Raw genomic sequence first — 20,353 nt, 5'->3', positions numbered from 1 at the left:
TCGAGCATCGCTGACATTCAACGAAACCGTGCCTGCGACCTTAGCGCAATACTCCGTGTCGCCCTGCCGAACGCAGACGACGTGGTCGCCTCGGTTTCACGGTAGAGAATCCCCTCAACCGTAGCGTATCAACGACGCCGGAGGTGCTTTCCTCAATGCAAAAGTGGAAGCAAATTTAGCGAGCTCTGCAATCTGGGCGCCCACGGCAACCTATTCGGCGAAGGATTTCGGCAATCGTTAAAACTGTAACGGCTTTTCTAACCCCAGTGTCAGACGTCGCATGAAATAGTGCCGGCTGGAGGTGACGATGATCCGATTGGTTTCCTGTATCACCGAAGAACATAATTGGCCGCTTCTGCTCGTTGCGGTCTGTGTTTGTGCCGCCGGTAATCTGGCCGCGGTGTTTATGCTGTCGCGCGCACGCCAGTGCGTCAAAGCGCACCGAAATCTGTGGCTTGCCATAGCAGGAACGGTGCTTGGTGGCACGATTTGGGCAACACACTTCATTGCCATGCTGTCATACAGTATTCCTGTATCCTATCGGATGATGGAAACCGGTTTTTCCATCGTTGTGGCGGTGGCAATTTCTTGCCTGGCGACCTTCACATCGCTCTACATCTCTGGTCGGCAGGGTGCCGTAGCGGCTGGCATCTTCCTTGGTCTGGCAATTGCCACAATGCATGCCATCGGCCTCAGCGCCATCAGCGCCTCCGTTCTCCTGGAAGCCGAGCTTACGACATCTATCGCTGCATGGCTGTTGGGCGGGGCATTTGCAGCTGCTTCCATGCTTCTTCTTTCCCGTCAGATCACCGGCGCGAGGCTTATATCCGCAGCCTTGCTGATCGCTGGTGCTGTCTGCAGCCACCACATGGTTTCCATGAGCGGCCTCACGATCGTTCCACTTTATTCAGGTGCGGCCAACGCCCTGACCTTCTTCGATCGCGTCGGCATCGCGGTGGGCGTCTGTATTGTATCAAGCCTCCTCATCGCCGCCGGCGTAGCAGCGTTGTTCTTCGACCGGTATCTCACCGATGTCAAAGGACTAGCAAACGCAACGTTTGAAGCTGTTGTACTGACAAGGGCTGGGAAGATCGTGCATGCCAACGAGCGATTTTCTGCACTGGTGGGCAAGCCAGTCGCGGAACTCAAGTCCCTTGCTCTTCCAGATTTTCTGACTGACCGGCAAGGATCGCATGGAATCCTTAGGTCACCAGGCGGATCTCTTCCTATCGAGATTGTCGAGGGTGTTATAGAATACCAGGGCCGCGAGACATTGGTCTTCGGCCTGCGCGACATCAGCGAGCGTCTGGAAACCAACCGGCAACTAACCCATCTCGCCTCGCATGATCCGTTGACAGGCCTCCTGAACCGGCGTTCCTTCAGCCTCCAGTCCGAGGCAGCAATCGCCGAGGCTCGCGCCAGCCGGACAGCCGTGGCGCTGCTGACCTTGGATCTAGACTGCTTCAAATCGATCAACGACGTCCATGGACACGCGGAAGGCGATCTGGTCTTGCAACAAGTCACCGAGGTTCTGAACGCATCGTTTACCGAAGCAGCGATCTCAGGGAGAATTGGCGGAGACGAGTTTTCCGTACTGCTGCCAGGGTGTCAGTCCTATGAAGCGCAACAGGCCGCATCGATTTTTTTGACGAAGTTCAAGGCGATGTTTGGGACGCACGATAAAGCGGGCGCCATGGGCGTGAGCGTCGGGATCGCCACGTTTCCGGACCACGGGGCCGACCTTATTCAGCTGCAGAATAATGCCGACGCTGCCCTTTATCGCGCAAAGTCCCTGGGAAAAGGCAGGATATGTGCGTTTGACCGCTTTCTTGACCAGCAAGTGCGGACAAGGCGGCGGTTGGAAGAAGAGCTGCGAGGCGCGGTAGAGGCTGGGGAATTGTTTTTGCTCTACCAACCAATTGTTGATGGCGCTACGGCGGAGACCAGAGGATACGAGGCACTTCTGCGCTGGCGCCATCCAACCTACGGGGTTCTGTCTCCGGCCGTGTTCATTGCGGCGGCTGAAGAAAGCGGCAGCATTGTCGAGATTGGGAAGTGGGTTCTGGGAGAGGCCTGTCGGCAGGCGGCCTCGTGGAACAACCGGCTGTTCGTCGCCGTCAACGTCTCGACTCGGCAATTGCTTGGCGTCGATCTGGTCGACCACGTAGACACCGCACTCAAATCGAACCGGCTTTCGCCGGACAGACTGGAGCTGGAGATCACGGAAACATCGCTACTGGAAGATCGTGCCGATGTTGCGGGTTGCCTGGAGGCGTTGAAATCGCTTGGCGTCAACCTCGTTATGGACGATTACGGGACCGGCTATTCGCAGATGTCCAACCTCAGGCGCTACCCGTTCGATAAGGTGAAGATAGACCGCAGCTTCGTGGCAGCCCTGGGAGAAGATCCGGTGGCAGAGATCATCATCGAAAGCGCACTTGCACTGGGGAAGAGCCTTGGATTGACAGTGGTTGTCGAGGGTATCGAAACTGAAGAACAGCGTGCGCAACTTTCGGGTAAGTCGCCTGATCTGTTGCAAGGTTTTCTCTTCGGTCGCCCTGAAACCATCCCCTTTCCAATTGCGAGCTCCCAAAACGTGATCCATCTACCGCAGGCGTTGAAACCGGCATTTACGCTTGCTTAACCATAACCCGGTATCGTGGTCTCCTCGACGCGGCTCTCAGGCGGAGCTGCGGATGCGACCGGCCGCATTCTTGCTGAAAGCCTGTCGCGTCAATTGGGTGTGAATGTCCTCGTTGAAAACGTCGGCGGCGCAGGCGGGGCCATCGGCACCACCCGCGTTAAGGGTTCCGAGCCGAACGGCTATACCGTTGGCCTTGGTCATATGGGAACACTGGCCGCAGCCGTACCGTTGACGCCCCGCCTGCAGTACGATCCGCGCTCAGATTTCCGATATCTAGGCCTGGTAAGCTCAAGCCCCAACGTGCTCTACGTTTCCAAGGACCATCCTTCGAAGAATTTGCAGGAATTCATCGCATATTCGAAAGCAAGCAAAACTGGACCGACGATGGGGCATGGCGGGCAGGGTGCAGCATCGCATGTCGCCTGCGTCAGGTTTTTCAAACAGATCGGTGTTGCCGCCAAACTGGTGGCTTACAAGGGCCTTGGACAAACGATCACAGATGTTCTCTCAAACCGGATCGACGGCGGATGCGACCTGTTGGCTTCCGTTGCGCCTCACGCAAAATCGGGTGAGTTGCGCGTCCTGGCGATCGCTGCCAAAGAACGCTCTCCCATACTTCCCGATGCCATGACGGCTGCCGAAGCCGGTCTACCGCAGTTCGAGACCGGTACATGGACGGGCTTGTTCGTGCCGAAGAGCACGCCGGAGGCGGTGGTTTCTCGCTTGGAGCAGGCGACTGCGGCTGCACTTGCCGACAGCAGTGTACGGGATCGGCTGACGGCGCTCGGCGCAAGTCTGCCAGAACCGGAGCAGCGCGACGGAGCCTATATGCAACACCTCATCGAAACCGAATTAGACAAATGGACCGGCATCCTTGGACAACGATAAAGTGCTGAACCTGGTCAAGCACCGCAGTCTGCTCGAAGAGCTGTATCGGTCGGCGGTCGATGCGGCAGATCCCCTGGCGGAGTTCGCAAACATCTGCCAGTGCCGCCCGCGCGGGGCCGCACCATCGTCGTTGGCGCGGGCAAAGGTGCCGCGCAGATGGCCGCTGCCTTGGTAGATGCTTGGCAAGGGCAGCTCAGCGGCCTCGTCGTGACACGCTACGGATACGGTTGCACGACCCGATCGATCGAAATCCTGGAGGCGGCTTATCCTGTGCCGGATGGAGCTGGTCTCGAAGCATCGAGGCGCGTCTTGCAGATGGTGGCGGAGCTCGGACCCGAAGATCTTGTTATTGCGCTCATACCGGGCTGCGGCTCGGCACTGTTGCCCTCCCCACCCGACGGCATGACGCTCGAAGACGAAATCGCACTCAACACGATTTTGCTGGCCTCCGGTGCGCCAATTTCCGCAACGAACTTGGTCAGAAACATTTTTCAACAATCAAGGGGGCCGTCTGGCGGCGGCAACCAAAGCCCGCGTCGTTGGCCTTATCATCTCGGATATCCCGGGTGACAATCCCGCCCTAGTCGCTTCCGGGCCGACCGTCGGTAAGCGCCAGGATGCGCTAGCGGTCGTCAAGCACTACAAGCTCGATTTGCCGCAGACGATACTTGCGCATCTGAACTCGGCGGCGGCCGATGCCCCCGATCCGACCGACGCAGTCTTTGACCGCCACGAGCATCATATCGTCGCTTCAGCAGGCGTCTCATTGGAGGCTGCCTGCGCGGTCGCCCGCAAACATGGTTATACGCCTTTTATTCTGTCCGATTCAATCGAGGGAGAAAGCCGGGATGTTGCAACTGTCCATGCCGCCCTTGCCCGAGAGGTCGCGTCACGCGATCGCCCCTTTAAGAAGCCGGCCGAGCTGCTCTCGGGCGGTGAAACGACCGTCACTCTCAGGGTGCCCGGGGGCCGGGGCGGCCGGAATAGTGAGTTCGCGCTTGCCTTCGCACTTGCCGTCGATGGCTATCAGATTTCAGCACTGGCTGCTGATACCGACGGCCTCGATGGTTCAGGCACGCACGCGGGTGCTTTCGTCGATGGGACGACTATTACCGGCTGCTCGGTCTGGACTTCGATGCGCGTCAACTGTTGGCTAGCAATGACAGTTCTTCAGCCTATCGGCCGTCCAAACTTTCGAAACCACCGCCAGTTTGTGGAAAGGAATCGCGAGGCGTTGGTCTCTTTACACCCACAAAACCGCCAGGCATTAGCCGCTTATCGGCCGCACGGCGATAGTTCAGCGAGATCAGCGAAGCGGCGTGCGCAATAGCCTCTCAGTCGCAAGGAGAAGAATGGCATGCTTGAAACCGTGACTGCCGTCAAACCTAAAGCAATACATGTTGGGCTCGACGGCAGAAGCGTTGAACCGGGGGAGGGATCCGGTAATCTTAAAATATACCCAAAGCCTTACGAAAAATTTAACTAGCCAAGGATCGATAGGGGTTGTGGTCGTTTGATCTGCTGTCTTCGCTTAGCCTTCAAAGAATTTTTAGCGACTTCACTCCGCCACGGCGTACGCCGCCACTCAGCCCTGATGGGATTTCAAAGCGAGAATCAAGCGTGTGTTTTCCTTCTCCACGTCTTACCTGAGGTATGCCGCACGCCAGAATGCTACCTCCGTTGCAATTAAACGAAAAGATTATGATTCCTTCATCATCGATCCGCAGCTATTTCATTGATTTGCTCGGACAGTTCTAACGATCCGATCGATCTTTTCGTCAAGAATCGTTCTGGAGCTAGCAAAGTTGAGTCGCACAAACCGGTCATAGCCAGCACCGAAATTGCGCCCATCTCCACCCGCGACCTGTGCTTGCTCGAGAAAATTCTCGTAGGGCACGCCAGATGTGGGCAGACCGGCGCAGTCTAGCCAGAGCAGGTAGGTCGCTTCCGGCGTGTAGATCTTGATCTCTGGCAGTTCCGCGGCAAAGCGACCATGCATGTGGTCGCGGTTGCGGGCTAGCACCTCGACGAGGTGATCGCACCAGTTTCCGGCCTCTTCCCACGCTGCCAGAGTGGCAAAGTAACCGGGCACCGCCGGCGTACCAAGCAGGAAGGGCGGAATTTTAGCCGTAAACCGCTCTTGAAGGATTGCGGAGCCAAAATGCATAATGGCCGTGCGCAGGCCTGGAATGTTGAAGCTCTTGGTCGCGGAATAGAGGGTGATGGTTCTGTCGCCCGCTTCCGGAAACATTTTGGCAAGCGGCACGTGGACACGTCCGTCGAGCATCAGGTCGGCATGGATCTCGTCGGAAACGATCACCATGTCGTTGTCGATCGCATGCTGGATCAGCGGCGCAAGTTCGGACTTGCCGAACACCCGGCCGGTGGGATTCTGCGGCAGGCATAGCAGCAGCACCTTGACGTCGCTGGTCGTGATGGCGACAAAGTCGTCGGCATCGAGGATGTAGCTGCTCCCGGTGTCGATCATCCGATTGGCGACGAGGCGCCGGCCGGACTGGGCAACGATCCCGAGAAAAGCTGGGTAGGCCGGCACTTGCAGGACAACGCCCTGATCCGGCTCGGAAAAAGCCAGCACCGAAGCCATGAGAGCCTGAACCAGATCGTTGACGATCACGACCCGCGATGGATCCGCATCGGCCCAGCCGAACTTGTCGTGCATCCGGCGGGCGAAAGCCTCGGCCAGCAGGACGGCGGGACTGTCGCTGCCGCGCGGCGAATAGCCGTATTGCTGTTTGGCGACCACGCGCTCCATCGCCCTTTGAATGGGGGGTGCGGTGGCAAAGTCCATCTCCGCCGGATTGGACGGCAGCACATGTTCGTCAAACGTTGCCCATTTTGCGCTTAACCGCGCGCGCAAAAAATCGAGTTCGAGCTCTTCAACATGGGTCATGATCTATGTCCAAATAAGGGACAACGGCGTTTGCCGTCGTCCCCATTGCATTGTCTTAGGCGGCTACGTAGGCGCTTGCAAACGTACCTTCGAACCCGGAGCCGGTATCCGCAAGGCCCATCGCACGCTTCGAATGAATTGTCTCCCACGTCGGCATGACCAGATTGATGGTTGGGACGTCGGTCATCACCAGCTCCTGGATCTTCATCCACATCTCGACGCGCTTCGCCTGGTTGGCTTCGATCGTCGAAGCCTCCAGCAGTCTGTCGACCTCCGGATTGGCATAATGTGTGGCATTGGAATAGGGCACGCCCTTGACGAAGTTTTTAGACCAGTAGGTGCGCTGTACACCCAATTGCGGATCGAACAAGGGGCTTAGGCTGGCGATCTGCATGTCGAAATCGCGATCGGTGTAGACCCGTTTGGCAATCGCGCCTAGATCCGACCCACGCAGCGTGACTTCGACGCCGATGCGCGACAACGTGGCACGAATGAATTCACCCAGCCGCTTGACGACATCGTCGGTCTGATGGTCCAGCGTCACGGAAAAACGCTTGCCGTTCTTCAAGGGGAAGCCGGCCTCGTCCAGCAGCGCCTTAGCCTTTTCCAGATTGAACGGATAGGGGCTCGGCATTGGATTGTGGAAGGCTTTCAAACCTGGAACGACGGGTGACGCCGACGGGACGGCCTTTCCGAAAAAGACAATCTTGCACATCGCCGGCCGATCCATGGCATGAGCAATCGCCTGGCGCACCTTGTCGATCGCAAAGGTCGGCCGGTCGAGGTTGAATTCCAGGCACATATTGTTCGGCGGGGAATATTCGTAGCCACCGGATTCAAATGCAACGTTGGCAAGTTGGCTCAGCCGATCAACGTCATTCAGGGCGACGGGTGTGCGGAACCCGGCGTCGAGTTCGCCGGTTTCGAAGCCCACGGACCGCGCCGCCTGATCCGGGATAAATCGTGCAATCAACCGGTCCAGATAAGGTTTTCCGGCGTCCCAATAGTTCGGATTGCGCTCATAGGCGACATGGCTGCCGCGGACCCACTCCTTGAAGATGAAGGGTCCGGTGCCGATTGGCGCCATGTTGGCGGGGTTGGTGGCTGGGTCAGACCCGTCGTAGATATGCTTCGGCACAATCGGCGATTCGGCGGCCGACAGGGCCGTCAACATGAACAAGGTCGGCTTGTCGAGCTTGATGATTACGGTGTGGTCATCCGGTGTCTCGATGGCGACCACATGGGCAAAGGTCGATCGTCCACGGGGATGGATTGTCTTGAGCGTCTGCAGTGAATAGGCAACATCTGCTGCGGTGAAATCCTTACCATCATGCCATTTGACACCCCGGCGAAGCTTGAACGTGTAGGTGAGCGCGTCGTCGGAAACCAGCCATTCCGTCGCCAGTTGCGCTCGCGGCTTTAGGTCGCGGTCAAACTCAAGCAGCCCCTCAGTCACCTTCGGACTTAGGGGCAAGCTCGAGGCGCTTGCCAGCGACACCAACATTGGCGGTTCCCAGCCTGGCAGGATCGTCATCGTTCCACCCTTAACGGGCGCGGCCTGCGCCCATGCCATGCCGGCGTGCGCGAGTACCGAAGCGCTGGCAATTCCGGCAAGCATTGAGCGTCTTGAAAGGCGGAATAAAGTGTTTGACATAGAAAGCTCCTCAGGGTTGGCCGCCTTGGAACGGCGATTGGACAAATGCTGGCGGATATTTTGTCGAACCAAAAAATGAATCCATTTTTTTATCTAGGGAAAATTTATTCCGGATGGCATATTTTCTTGCCTTGACGAGCTCGACGACTGCGGTCATTAGAAAATGAATTTATTCGTGTATCGGTTTATCGACATGGCAGTTCCCGGCAAAGTCTCCAAACCATCTGTATCTCAGCGAGCCGCTCCCAAACTCCTTTCCGAAGAAGCGGTTGGCAAACGCGACGGCAACAAGCAGAAGAAGCTCGCCAAGATCGCCAAGGCGGCCAAGCAGGTTTTTACCAAAAAGGGCTTCGAAGACGCGACCATGCAAGAAATCGCCAAGCTTGCCGGTGTGGCCACTGGCACCCTGTTTCTCTACGCCGACAACAAGCGCGATATCGCATTTCTCGCGAGTGCCGAGGACTTTGCGAGCGCCATTCGCAGCTTCAGCGAAACGCCGGTCGATGGTGCGTTTGTCGATCAGATGATCGCCTGCTACCGGCCTTATTTCATCATGCACAACGCCAATCCCGAAATGGCGAAAATCATTCTCTCGGAATTCCTGTTTTTCGTCGGTAAACAGGCCCGCCGGCACGGCGAAGGGGCGATCGCCATGAAGACTGAGGCAATACGACGGGCTGTGCACGCCCAGCGGATCGGCGAGCTCATTGGAACCGTTCCGGCGCCCGAGATCGGAGACCTCGTCTATTATATTTTCCAGGGCGTGATCCGCCGCTGGGTGCAGACGGGGGCTGTGGATGTCGAAGAGGGGCTGGGAATGTTCCACCGCAGCCTGTCCCTCGGGCTTGCCGGCATGATGGCCAAGCCCGCGCAATAATTTTGATGGTCGGACCGAGGGCGTCATTCAGCTGCCATCGATGGAAAAGCCTTGTGGCCGTACAGTTTTTCGGCAGCTTCTGCCGAGATCAGACCAAGTTCCAGATCGCGCTCTACCGCATCTCGGTCGCGTTCTAATGGATTGCCGTGACCGCCGGCGCCCGGCGAATGGACGAAAATCCGGGTGCCAACCGGTATCGTATAGTTGCCCTTGCCGGGGAGTTTTTCGCCTGTGCTGAGCGTCAATGAACCTTTTTCACCGTCAAGGCCGCCGGCAGCGCCGCGGGCTGCCACCTTGGTGCGCTCATACGAGGCGAAATAGGTGAATGGCTCAGGAATGGAGTTGCCGACTTCGATTTCCTGCCCAAGGCCACCACGATATTTGCCAGCGCCACCGCTGTCCTGGCGATACTGCTTGCGCCAGACGACCAGCGTCGACATCGATTCGAAAATTTCGATCGGACCGCCGCGCACGCCGCTCGGATAGCCGGTGGCCGACAGCCCGTCGCGAAATGGCAGGGCGCCCATGCCGCCGGTGGTAACAACGCCAACGCGGAACTCGTCACCGTATTTGGTCGGGCTGGTGCGGGGGCCGGCGGCGTTGACCCCCCACAGGCAGCCCGCGCCTTCGGCCGGCACGCGTTCAGGGACGGCCTGGCGCAGCGCGCCAAAAACGAGATCCGGCAGGCTGATGCCGACGATGTGTCGCGAGACGACGGCGGCCGGCTTCTGCGCATGCATGATCGTGCCTTCCGGCGAACTGACCGTGATCGGCTCCAGCGAGCCGGCATTGTTGGGAATGCCCTTGGCGACGATGCAGCCGACGCCGAATGAGGTATAGGCGAGCGTATAGCAGATCGGCACATTGATATTGTTACGGACCATCGGCGACGAGCCGGTAAAGTCGACATTGATACCGTCGTTGGATATGGTAACGCCGCATTTCAGCAACAGCGGCTCGTCGTAGCCATCGATCCACATTTCCGAATGCCAGGTGCCGAAGGGCATAGCCCGGATATTGGCCAGCACCGCTTCGCGCGACGTGTCGATCACATGATCGGACAGCTCTTCGATGCTGTCGAGCTGGTATTCATCCATCATCATGTTGAGGCCGGCATAGCCGACATCATTGCAGGAGATCATAGCGTAGACGTCGCCTTCGGTGTCGACCGGCAGGCGCGTGTTCGTCCGGATCATCGCCATCAGCGTTTCGTTGACCACGCCCGCCTCAACCAGCTTGAGGATCGGGATGATCAGGCCTTCCATGTAGAGGTCTGTCGAGGCATTCGGTCCGAGCACGCCGCCGATATCCATTAGATGGCAATTGCAGGCGAACAGGCCGACCATCGCGCCGTTGCGGAACACTGGGGTGGTGATGCAGAAGTCGTTAGTATGGCCGGTGCCGAGCCAGGGATCGTTGGTAATATAGACGTCGCCGTCGAGCATCGTCTCAGCGGGGTGGGCTGCAAGCACGTGGCCAACATTGAGGGCCATTGTATTGATATGGCCTGGCGTGCCGGTTACTGCCTGGGCAATCATCCGGCCCCGGGTGTCGAACACGCCAGCGGCCAGATCACCCGATTCACGCACGATGGTCGAAAAGGCGGTGCGCTGCAGGGTCTGGGCCTGTTCTTCGACCACCGCTATCAGACGGTTCCAAAGTACCTGCTTGTCGATGAGGGACAGTTTTTCTCGGCTCATAAGATCGGTTCCTGCGAAGATGAGAGGGGTGGGCGTCGTCAAGCGGCCTGTTCGACCGTTTGGCTGAGGATCTGACGCTGCTTGCGCTGCATGACGATGGCGCCGGCCGCGTCGATCCAGGCGTCGAAAGCATCGCTGACGAAGGTCGATGTTTCGGCCTCGCTGACGATTGCCGGACCGGAAAAACGCTGTCCAGGTTTCAGCTCATGGCGTCTATAGAGCGGGATCTCGATCGCCACCCCGGCGCGGCCGTCGAAGAAGCGCTTCGAAGCCGTGGCCGCCGGTGCATCCGTCAGTTCGACCGGGTCGATCGCGTCTGGCAGCGTCGGGATGGTTGATATCGAAACCGACCACGCCATCACTTCGATCGCAGCGTTTGGGATCACCCGCTTGAACAGGATCTTATAGGCCGCCTCGAACTGATCACGGAAATCGTTGGCCGCATTGGCGGTCAGGAAGGCATTGGGCAGCTCGACCGCGATTTCGTGGCCCTGGCCCATGTAACGCATATAGGCGACGCGTTTCTGCACAAGCGGCGCGCCATTAGCGGCCGTCTCGACCCAGCCGCGGATTTCGGCGGCGATGTCGTCGAGCAGGCTGTTGGCGGCCTCTGGGTCAAAACTGTCGAGCCGCTGATAGCCGGAGCGGACCACCTCGTAGGAGATCGGTGCGGCCAGGAAGCCGACCGCCGAGCCGACGCCGGCATTCGGGGGGACGACCACGCGGTTGGCGCCGATCTTGTCGGCCACCCGCGCCACATGCAGGGGGGCAGCGCCTCCGAAAGCGATGACTGTGTGCTGGCTGGTCACGGCACCGCGTTCGACCGCATGCACGCGAGCGGCGCTTGCCATGTTTTCGCAGACCATTTCGTAGACCGCATAGGCAGACATTTCTGCATCAAGCGACAACTGGTCGCCGACGGTCTTTTCAAACGCGGCCTTGGATTTGCTGACGTCGAGCTGGATGGTGCCGCCGGCAAAGGCGTCCGGGTCGATCAATCCGAGCACCAGATCCGCGTCCGTCACTGTCGCTTCAGTGCCGCCGCGACCATAACAGGCCGGGCCCGGAACCGAAGACGCACTTTCTGGACCAACCGTGACCCGCTTCAATAGGTCTAGGCCGGCGATCGAGCCACCGCCGGCCCCGATTTCCACCATCTCGATCACGGGAATGCGCAAGGGCAGGCCGCTGCCTTTCAGGAAGCGCGCGGCGCGATCGACTTCAAAACTGCGCACGGTTTCCGACTGGAAATCGTGGATCAGGCTGACCTTGGCCGTCGTGCCGCCCATGTCGAAGGCCAGCACCTTCGGTTCGTTGAGGAGGGCGGCAATCTGGGCTGCAAAAATCGAGCCGCCAGCCGGACCGGATTCGACCAGGCGGACGGGGAAACGGCGTGCTGACTCGACCGAGGACAAACCGCCGCCCGAGGTCATCAAGCAGAGAAAGCCGGTAAAGCCGAGATCACGCAAGGCGTCATCCAGCCGCTTCAGGTAGCCGCTGATTAGCGGCTGCACATAAGCATTGGCAAGCGTTGTCGAGGTCCGCTCATATTCGCGGATTTCCGGTGAAACCTCGTGGCTAAGCGAGACGGTGACGTCGGGAAGCAGCTCAGCCAGCAGGGCGCCAACGCGCACTTCATGGGCCGGATTGACATAGGCATGCAGGAAGCTGACGCCGACGCTTTCAATACCGGCATCCTTGATCTCTGCTGCGACCGCCGAAACATCTTCCTCCGACAGCGGCAGAAGTTCGATGCCGCGTGCGTCCATGCGCTCGCGCACGGTAAAGCGGAACGGCCGCTCGACCAGGGGCTTCGGCCGAACCAGGGCCAGTTCATACTGGTCATAGCGGCTCTCCGTGCCGATTTCGACGACGTCACGAAAGCCGTCCGTGGTGATCAGCGCGGTCTTGGCGCCCCGCCGTTCGATGATCGCGTTGGTCGCGAGCGTCGTGCCATGAACGAAGGTGTTGATCTCGCCGATGGTCTTGCCGGCTAGACCGAGGATTTTCGTGATTCCTGTCAAAACCCCTTCCTCCGGTCGCGAGGGCGTGGTCAGAACCTTGGATGTCCAACGGGTCTTGCCCTGTTCCAGCACCAAATCGGTAAAGGTGCCGCCAACGTCAGCGGACAACCGGATGCCTTGTTTTGCCATCATTAAATTCCTTGCCGAGTGCTCTGGGAAGCGTATGAAGCTGTTCATTCAGATAAAAATAATGAACGCTTTCATTTATAGTTCTACCAAAAGGAACAAATTGCAAGCAGATAAATTCATGCCGATTAAATAGCCTTTAAACACATTAGATGCCGAAAATACGGGCCTAAATGATTACATTAGCGCCATCAACCACGCGTTTTGAAAGACAAATAATAAAATTCAGCAATGTCGTTGACACAAGAATGAATCTATTCAATTGTTGATGAGAACTTTGGAGTTTAGTGATGCGCAATGTCGTCGACTATTATTTTTCCATCAGCTCGCCATGGGCCTATCTCGGCCTGGAGCGGTTCCAGGCATTGGTTGCCGAATACGGGCTTGATGTTCGCCCGTTTCCGATCACGATCATTGCAGAAAATGGCGCGATCGCCTCGAAGGACCGCCCGGCCATCCGCCGGGCCTACTGGCAGAAGGAGATGCTGCGCTGGGCGCGCCATCTCGGCAAGACAATCCTGCTCGACAATCGCCCGACATCCGACTGGGTGCCCGCATCCTTCATGATCATCGCCGCCGAACTGGACGGTCTGGATTGGATCAAGCTGGTCGGCGTGATGCAGGAGCGCTGGTGGGGCCATGCCGACGACATCGGCAATGCCGAGGTTCGCAAGGCAATCGCTGATTCCGCCGGTTTTGACGGCGCCGCCCTGCTGGCACGCGAGCAGGATGCCGATGTCCAGGCCAAGTGGCAGCAGAATCTGGATCGCGCCCGCGATCAAGGGATTTTTGGAAGCCCGACCTATGTGTTTGATGGCGAGCCCTATTGGGGCCAGGACAGCCTCCCCTTTTTGAAAATGCATCTCTCCGGCGAAATGGTCCCGTCTGTTCAGGCGGCCGAGTAGTCTTCGACGCTGCCGGGTGGCGTCGCCGCCACCCGGCGACCGTTCCACACGATGATTGTGAGGGAGACCGGCAATGGCCGCTGGACGTGTCGTAAAGGTCTTGAGTAAAACACTGCCGCAGGCGGTGCCGACCATGCTCGGGATCGTCGTCCTGAATTTCCTGCTGCTGAAAATGTTGCCGGGCGATGTCGCCGATACCATCGCGATGGAGGCCGGATCGGCAACGGCCGAATCCATGGCGGCCCTGCGCGAGCGGCTTGGCCTCAATCTCGGACTGTTCGATCAGGTTCTCGTCTACCTGAACAATCTGATCCATCTCGACCTTGGAAAATCCGCGCGATTGGGCGCACCGGTCACCACGCTGATCCTCGGCCGGCTGCCGGATACGCTGATGCTGGTGCTGACCGCGCTCGGCTTTGCGCTGGTCACCGGCGTGCTGCTCGGCTGGATCATGTCGGCCTTTGCTGGAAAATGGCCGGATCGGCTGATCTCGGTGGTGCTGATCTTCGTCTATGCCATGCCGGGCTTCTGGCTCGGCCTGATGGCCATCGTATTGTTTTCGGTCAAGCTCGGATGGCTGCCCAGCAACGGCAGCGCCTCGATCGGCGCGAACTATCAAGGCTGGGCCTATTTTATCGACCGGCTGCGCTATCTGGTGATGCCCGCATTGGCCCTGTCTCTGTTTTATGCCGCCATCTATGCGCGGCTGACGCGTTCGGCGATGCTGGAAGTGCAGCAGCAGGATTTCATGCGCACGGCGGCAGCCAAGGGGCTGCATCCGATCGTCATGCAGTTCCGCCATGCGCTTCGTAACGCGCTGATCCCGGTGACGACGGTGGCCGGCATGCATCTCGGCAACATGCTGGGCGGCGCCATGGTGATCGAGACCGTGTTCGGCTGGCCGGGCATGGGCAGTCTTGCACTCGACAGCGTCATCAATCGCGACTTTGCAGTCCTGCTCGGCATCCTGCTGTTGTCGTCGCTGCTCGTCATTCTGGCCAATGTCATCGTCGACATTCTGCAATCCTGGCTCGATCCGCGGATCGAGCTGCGCTAGGCGGGGAAATTTTGATGAACGCTCATAGCCCACGTCCGTCCGCCACCGCCGCTGCCCCAGGTGTAGCGCCTGCGCGCAAGAAAAAGACCGGCTCGCGCGCCTGGCGCGCGGTACGCCACAACCTGCCGTTCCTGATCGGCGCAAGCATTCTCCTGGCGGTGGCGCTGATTGCGATCTGCGCCGGCGTGCTGTATCCCGGCGATCCGCGTGACATGGTCACTCTGCCGCTGTCCTGGCCATTGACCGACAACGAGTATCCTCTGGGAAGCGGATCGCTCGGTACCGACCTGGCCAGCGGCCTGGCGCATGGGGCGCAGGCGTCGCTTCTCGTTGGCGTCTCTGCCGCGAGCGTCGGTCTATTGATCGGCATTCTCGTCGGCGCCATCGGCGGCTATTTCGGTGGCATTGCCGACGATATCCTGGTGCGCATAACCGAGCTGTTCCAGACCGTGCCGACCTTCCTGCTGGTGATCGTGCTTGTCGCCATCTCCGGGCCATCGCTACCGATCATCGCCGGGGCGATCGGGGTCGCCACCTGGCCGACCGTCGCGCGTCTTGTGCGAGCGGAGTTCCGCACGCTGCGCAGCAACGATTTCGTGCTGGCGGCGCGCAGCCTCGGCTACAGCACCACCCGCATCATTTTCGGCGAGATCCTGCCGAACGCATTGCCGCCGATCGTCGTTACCACCTCGGTACTGGCCGCCAACGCGATCCTGACGGAAGCCGGCCTGTCCTTCCTGGGGATGGGCGACCCAAACCTCGTCAGTTGGGGATCGATGATTGCCGATGGCCGCTCGCTGCTGCGGACCGAATGGTTCGTCACGGCTCTGCCGGGGGCGGCGATCACGCTCACGGTGCTTTCGCTCAATCTGGTCGGCGACGGCTTGAACGACATCCTCAATCCCCGTTCGGAGAGCAACCGATGAAGACAGTTCCTGTTCTCGAAGTTCTCGATCTGGCAATCGGATTTCCCGCCGCCAGAGCCGTCCACGGTGTTTCGTTCGAAATCCACAAGGGCGAGATGATGGCGCTGGTCGGCGAGTCCGGCTGCGGCAAGTCGCTGACCGCCTTTGCCATCATGCGGCTGCTGCCGCCCGGCGCCCGCATCCAGAACGGCCAGGTGATTTTTGACGGCACCGATCTCGCCACCATCTCGCCGCGCGAACTGCGGCGCATCCGTGGAAACGGAATTTCGCTGATCCTGCAGGAGCCGATGACCTCGCTCAACCCGGTGTTGACTGTCGGAGTGCAGGTTGCCGAGATCATCCGTCAGCATCAGAATCTGTCGAGAGCTGCTGCCAAGGCCCGCGTGCTTGAACTGTTCGATCTGGTCGGCATCACCGAACCGCACAAGCGCTATGATCAGTATCCGCACAACTTCTCCGGCGGCATGCGCCAGCGGGTGATGATCGCCATGGCGGTCGCTTGCAATCCGGCGCTGCTGATTGCCGACGAGCCGACCACGGCGCTGGACGTGACCATTCAGGCGCAGGTCATGGACCTGCTCGACAAGCTGCGCCGCGAGTTGTCAATGGCAGTGCTGCTGATCACCCACGACCTGGGTGTCGTCGCGCAATGGGCGGATCGGGTGGCGGTCATGTACGCCGGCCGGATCGTCGAGACCGCACCTGTCCAGAAATTCTTCTCGGCGCCTCAGCATCCCTATTCGATGGGACTGCTGAATTCCTCGGTCAGCAACGGCGAGGGGGCCTGGCATTACACCAACCACCGCCTCAGCGAGATCAAGGGCTCCGTCGCCTCGGCGGCGCAGGCCACCGGATGCTCGTTTGCGCCACGCTGCAGGCATGTGATTGCGCCCTGTCACGGCGGCCAGCCGAAGCTGGAAGCCGTTGAAAAGGGCTGGCTCGCCACCTGCTGCCGCGCCCAGAACCAGGAGGAGCGCATTCATGAGTTTGCTTAGCGTCGAGGACCTGAAGGTCAGCTATGGCCCGAAAGGCCGCAGTTTCAATGCAGTCGACGGCGTCTCCTTTACCGTCGAAAAAGGCGAGACGATCGGCGTTGTCGGCGAATCCGGCTGCGGCAAGTCCACGCTCGGGAAATCCATCCTCCGCCTGATCGAAACAGCTGGTGGCACCATCAGGCTTGATGGCGAGGACATCACCGGCCTCGGACACCAGGCGATGATGAGCAAGCGCCGGCGTATGCAGATGGTGTTTCAGGATCCCTTCGGCTCGCTCAACCCGCGCCAGTCGATCGGCAAGCTGCTCGATACGCCGATGCGCGCCCACGGCATTGCCGACAAGGCCGAGCGGCAGAAGCGGATTGAATATATCATCGACAAGGTGGGATTGCCGCAGACGTCGCTGACCCGCTTTCCGCATGAGTTTTCCGGCGGCCAGCGCCAGCGCATCGGCATTGCCCGCGCGCTGATCCTGCGGCCTGATCTGCTGATCTGCGACGAGCCTGTTTCGGCGCTCGACCTGTCGATCCAGAGCCAGATTCTCAATCTGCTGACCGATCTGAAGGCGGAATTTTCGCTGTCCTATCTGTTCATTTCCCATGATCTTTCGGTGGTGCGCTATTTCGCCGACCGGGTGATCGTGATGTATCTCGGTCGCGTCGTCGAGACTGCCGACCATGAGACGCTGTGGCGCGATCCGCGGCACCCGTATACCCGCGCTCTGCTGGCGGCCGTTCCCATTCCGCGGCCTGGCAGCCGGAAGCACGACGCGCCGATCTTGGGCGAGCGGCAAAGTGCGGCCGCCGCGAGCGCCGGATGCCGGTTCTACCAGCGCTGTCCGATGGCCCAAAACCGTTGCGCCACGGAGGAGCCGGTCCTGCGCTCGGTCGATTCCGGTCATGGCGCGGCCTGCCACTACGCATAACCCATTTTAGAAAGACGGCACCGTGCAACACCCTGTCGAGCTCTATTTCTGGCCGACCCAGGACGGGCTGAAGATCGCCATCCCGCTTGGAAGCACTGGCGCCTCCCCAGTCGTCAAGCGGGGGGACATCGGCAAGGGCGAGTAGTTCACTGCTGAATGACTGAAAATCTCACAGAACAGCTAGATCGGATTTCTCGCATGGTCGCCTCCATGGCATCGCCGGAACGGCGCAATGTCGTCGTGCTGTTTGCCGCCCAGACCCTTGGCGCGGCCAGCCCACCGGTGATTGTCTCGCTCGGTGGTCTGGTCGGCCAGCAGATGGCGCCGACCCCCGCCTTGACGACGCTGGCGGTGTCGACCTACACGGTCGGCGTGGCGCTGGGGACGATCCCGCTGGTGGCCCTGCTTAACCGCTACGGCCGGCGGCCGGCCTATATGGTCGGCACGCTGGCGGGCATGACCTCCGGTCTGGTCGCCGCCTTCGGCATCTGGACCAGCCAATTTCTGATGTTTTGTCTCGGCACCTTGATCGCCGGAATCTATGCCAGCGGCGTTCAGAGCTATCGTTTCGCCGCGATGGAGGGCACCACGCCCGAAAAGCGCGCCGGCGCATTGCAGTGGGTGCTGGTCGGTGGGCTGTGCGCTGCGGTTCTCGGGCCTCAGCTGACGATCCTGTTCCGCGATGCGATACCCGGGGTTCCCTATGCCGGCGCCTTTCTCGCCCAGGCGATGATGGCCCTGGTCGCCCTGCCGGTGCTCTCGGGACTGAGATTGCCGCCGCCCGTGCAACGCGGTGGCGATACGGGACGCCCGCTCCGTGTGATCGCCCGGACGCCGCGATTCCGCATTGCCCTGGCGACGTCGATCTCGGCCTATTCGATGATGAATTTCATGATGACCGCAGGCCCGGTGGCGATGGTCTATTGCGGCTTCTCGCCGACCGAGGCCGCGCTCGGCATTCAGTGGCATGTGCTGGGGATGTTCGCGCCAAGCTTCGTCACCGGCAAGTTGATCCAGCGGTTCGGCCATCAGCCGGTGATGATTTTTGGGCTGACAATCATGGCTGCCGGTGCCGTCGCTGGCCTCGGCGGGATAGCGCTTGCCAATTTCTGGATAGCGCTCTGCCTGCTCGGCATCGGCTGGAACTTCGCCTTCTTCGGCGCCACGACGATGCTGGCCACCTGCCACGCGCCGAACGAAGGTCCAAAAGTTCAGGGTCTGCACGACTTTTTGATGTTTGCCGTGGTGGCATGCGGCTCGGTATCCTCCGGCGCGCTACTGTCGTCGGCTGGCTGGGACGCCGTCAATTATGTGGTGCTCCCGGTCGTGTTTGCTGCTGCCATGCTCAACCTGTTCAGCCTTCGTCTCGCGGGCCGGCCCCACCGCGCTTAGTCAGTCAATCATCATCAGGAAGGAAGTAAAGCATGATCACCGTATACGGTCGCCTAACTCCTCGAATGTTGCCAAGGTCATGTGGGCCCTCGGCGAACTTGGTCTGGAGCACCAGCGCACCGATGTCGCAGGACCGTTCGGACAAAACCGCGAGCCAGCCTATCTGGCGATGAATCCGAACGGCCTGATCCCGGTGCTTGTGGATGGCGACGATGTCCTCTGGGAATCCAACGCGATCTTCCGCTATCTGGCCGCGCGCTATGGCGACGGAAAACTGTGGTCAAGTAATGCCGGTGAACGCGCGCGTTCTGACCGGTGGATGGACTGGGGAAGCCTGACTTTCTTTCTGAAAGTTCTCACGCTTATGCGATCTGCAGAAGGCGCCGAGCGCGAGGCGGCAATCGCGGAGCTGATAGAGCCATGCGCCATTATCGACGCCGCGCTGGGAATGCACAGTTTTCTGGCCGGGGATCAACTATCGATTGGAGATCTAGGGTCCGGACTCACAACCACCAGATGACGGTAGCTGCGAGTGCGATTGCGCCCATGAAGTTTCTGATGTTGCGGTCGAAGCGAGTTGCGATGCGACGCCAGTCCTTAAGGCGACAGAACATACGCTCGATGACGTTGCGCTGCTTGTAGGTGGCCTTGTCGTATTCGTACTGGATTTTGCGGTTCTTGCGCGGCGGGATGACGGCCTGGGTACCACGCTCGTTGAGCCACTCGCGCAGAGCCTGGCTGTCATAACCTTTGTCGGCGACGAGTTCGGCGGCGGGTGGCAGAGCTTCGATACAGAGCCTTGCAACCTTGCAATCGTGGACGTTTCCAGGCGTCAGGAGCAGGACGTGAGGGCGGCCTTTGGTGTCGCAGACTGCATGGAGCTTGGTATTCCGTCCACCTTTGGTGCGGCCGATACCATGAGCCAAGGCCCCCCTTTTCCTCCACCTGCACAGCGGTGGTGGACCTTGATGCAACTGCTGTCGATGAACAGCCGGTCCGGTGCATCATCGGCCCCTGCCAGCGCACTGAAGATGTCCTCCCAGATGCCGCGTTCGGACCACCGGACAAAGCGGTTGTAGAGTGTCTTCTTCGGTCCATAGACATCTGCGCAATCCGCCCAGCGGCCACCACAGCGCAGCGCATGGACAATCCCGCTCAAGACCCGGCGGTCATCAACGCGCGGCTTGCCTCGCACATCTGTCGGTAAAAGCGGCTCTATTCGCTCCCACTGCGCATCGGAAAACCAAAAGAAATCAGACATGAAATCGCCTCCTTGCTCAGGCGATTGAATCACGTCGAAATGTGCAAGGAAACCAATTATTGGGTCCG

At 59.6% G+C, this 20,353-nt stretch carries 17 protein-coding genes and 1 pseudogene; 13 read left to right on the top strand and 5 right to left on the bottom strand.

Features of this window, described 5'->3' with window-relative positions:
• Nucleotides 1-307: 307 nt before the first annotated feature.
• The 4 genes and pseudogenes from EPK99_RS23115 to EPK99_RS26105 all read left to right on the top strand — a co-directional run bounded on the left by EPK99_RS23115 (nt 308) and on the right by EPK99_RS26105 (nt 4,862).
• Complete coding sequence (locus EPK99_RS23115) at nt 308-2,644, top strand: bifunctional diguanylate cyclase/phosphodiesterase (protein WP_128445457.1); 2,337 nt, start codon at nt 308-310, stop codon at nt 2,642-2,644.
• A 15-nt stretch (nt 2,645-2,659) separates the two neighbouring features.
• Complete coding sequence (locus EPK99_RS23110) at nt 2,660-3,532, top strand: Bug family tripartite tricarboxylate transporter substrate binding protein (RefSeq protein WP_164901860.1); 873 nt, start codon at nt 2,660-2,662, stop codon at nt 3,530-3,532.
• A gap of 156 nt (nt 3,533-3,688) precedes the next feature.
• Nucleotides 3,689-4,151, top strand: a pseudogene (locus tag EPK99_RS26110) (glycerate-2-kinase family protein); the annotation flags it as partial.
• A 339-nt stretch (nt 4,152-4,490) separates the two neighbouring features.
• Entirely contained in the window at nt 4,491-4,862 is a 372-nt protein-coding gene (locus EPK99_RS26105) for an MOFRL family protein (protein WP_425374240.1), read from the top strand.
• Between the two features lie 402 nt (nt 4,863-5,264).
• On the opposite strand, the gene EPK99_RS23100 is transcribed toward EPK99_RS26105, so the two are convergent.
• Together EPK99_RS23100 and EPK99_RS23095 are read right to left on the bottom strand one after the other, a co-directional pair.
• A complete protein-coding gene (locus EPK99_RS23100; RefSeq protein ID WP_128445455.1) occupies nt 5,265-6,443 on the bottom strand; it encodes a MalY/PatB family protein in 1,179 nt (392 codons plus the stop codon).
• 55 nt (nt 6,444-6,498) lie between these two features.
• Nucleotides 6,499-8,097, bottom strand: a complete 1,599-nt coding sequence (locus tag EPK99_RS23095) for an ABC transporter substrate-binding protein (protein ID WP_128445454.1) — start codon at nt 8,095-8,097, stop codon at nt 6,499-6,501.
• A gap of 175 nt (nt 8,098-8,272) precedes the next feature.
• Between EPK99_RS23095 and EPK99_RS23090 the strand changes: the two genes are divergently transcribed.
• Entirely contained in the window at nt 8,273-8,974 is a 702-nt protein-coding gene (locus tag EPK99_RS23090; RefSeq protein ID WP_164901859.1) for a TetR/AcrR family transcriptional regulator, read from the top strand.
• Between the two features lie 23 nt (nt 8,975-8,997).
• On the opposite strand, the gene EPK99_RS23085 is transcribed toward EPK99_RS23090, so the two are convergent.
• Together EPK99_RS23085 and EPK99_RS23080 are read right to left on the bottom strand one after the other, a co-directional pair.
• Nucleotides 8,998-10,674, bottom strand: coding sequence for a hydantoinase B/oxoprolinase family protein (locus tag EPK99_RS23085; protein ID WP_128445452.1), 1,677 nt, complete (start codon nt 10,672-10,674; stop codon nt 8,998-9,000).
• Between the two features lie 38 nt (nt 10,675-10,712).
• Nucleotides 10,713-12,830, bottom strand: a complete 2,118-nt coding sequence (locus EPK99_RS23080) for a hydantoinase/oxoprolinase family protein (RefSeq protein ID WP_128445451.1) — start codon at nt 12,828-12,830, stop codon at nt 10,713-10,715.
• A 284-nt stretch (nt 12,831-13,114) separates the two neighbouring features.
• Here EPK99_RS23080 and EPK99_RS23075 point away from each other — a divergent pair, with 284 nt between their 5' ends.
• From EPK99_RS23075 to EPK99_RS23045, 8 genes are all read left to right on the top strand, one after another.
• Complete coding sequence (locus EPK99_RS23075) at nt 13,115-13,729, top strand: 2-hydroxychromene-2-carboxylate isomerase (RefSeq protein WP_128445450.1); 615 nt, start codon at nt 13,115-13,117, stop codon at nt 13,727-13,729.
• A gap of 73 nt (nt 13,730-13,802) precedes the next feature.
• A complete protein-coding gene (locus tag EPK99_RS23070) occupies nt 13,803-14,786 on the top strand; it encodes an ABC transporter permease (RefSeq protein ID WP_128445449.1) in 984 nt (327 codons plus the stop codon).
• Nucleotides 14,787-14,800: 14 nt separating this feature from the next.
• Nucleotides 14,801-15,712 (top strand): ABC transporter permease, encoded by a 912-nt coding sequence (locus tag EPK99_RS23065; protein ID WP_128445448.1) that lies wholly within the window; start codon nt 14,801-14,803, stop codon nt 15,710-15,712.
• Nucleotides 15,709-16,707: an ABC transporter ATP-binding protein gene (locus EPK99_RS23060; RefSeq protein WP_128445447.1), complete on the top strand. Its 999-nt coding sequence runs from the start codon at nt 15,709-15,711 to the stop codon at nt 16,705-16,707. The genes EPK99_RS23065 and EPK99_RS23060 overlap by 4 nt, the downstream gene beginning before the upstream one ends.
• Nucleotides 16,694-17,632, top strand: coding sequence for an ABC transporter ATP-binding protein (locus EPK99_RS23055; RefSeq protein WP_128445446.1), 939 nt, complete (start codon nt 16,694-16,696; stop codon nt 17,630-17,632). The genes EPK99_RS23060 and EPK99_RS23055 overlap by 14 nt, the downstream gene beginning before the upstream one ends.
• A 22-nt stretch (nt 17,633-17,654) precedes the next feature.
• Entirely contained in the window at nt 17,655-17,777 is a 123-nt protein-coding gene (locus EPK99_RS25960) for a thioredoxin domain-containing protein (RefSeq protein WP_281033492.1), read from the top strand.
• A 53-nt stretch (nt 17,778-17,830) separates the two neighbouring features.
• Nucleotides 17,831-19,024, top strand: coding sequence for an MFS transporter (locus tag EPK99_RS23050; protein ID WP_128445445.1), 1,194 nt, complete (start codon nt 17,831-17,833; stop codon nt 19,022-19,024).
• On the top strand, nt 18,942-19,544 hold the full coding sequence (locus tag EPK99_RS23045; RefSeq protein WP_128445444.1) for a glutathione S-transferase family protein: 603 nt from the start codon (nt 18,942-18,944) through the stop codon (nt 19,542-19,544). The genes EPK99_RS23050 and EPK99_RS23045 overlap by 83 nt, the downstream gene beginning before the upstream one ends.
• On the opposite strand, the gene EPK99_RS23040 is transcribed toward EPK99_RS23045, so the two are convergent.
• Nucleotides 19,528-20,285, bottom strand: a protein-coding gene (locus tag EPK99_RS23040; RefSeq protein ID WP_425374235.1) for an IS5 family transposase whose coding sequence is annotated in 2 segments (ribosomal slippage) — nt 19,528-19,938 and nt 19,941-20,285 — 756 coding nt in all. Because the reading frame shifts where the segments join, the coding sequence is not laid out codon by codon here. The two genes, EPK99_RS23045 and EPK99_RS23040, sit on opposite strands and share 17 nt — an antisense overlap.
• Between the last annotated feature and the right edge of the window lie 68 nt (nt 20,286-20,353).

This window comes from Neorhizobium lilium (assembly GCF_004053875.1).
GTDB classification, from domain to species: Bacteria; Pseudomonadota; Alphaproteobacteria; order Rhizobiales; family Rhizobiaceae; genus Neorhizobium; species Neorhizobium lilii.
Note: the sequence above shows the minus strand (reverse complement) of the source record. Positions and strands in the feature narration are given on the sequence as shown.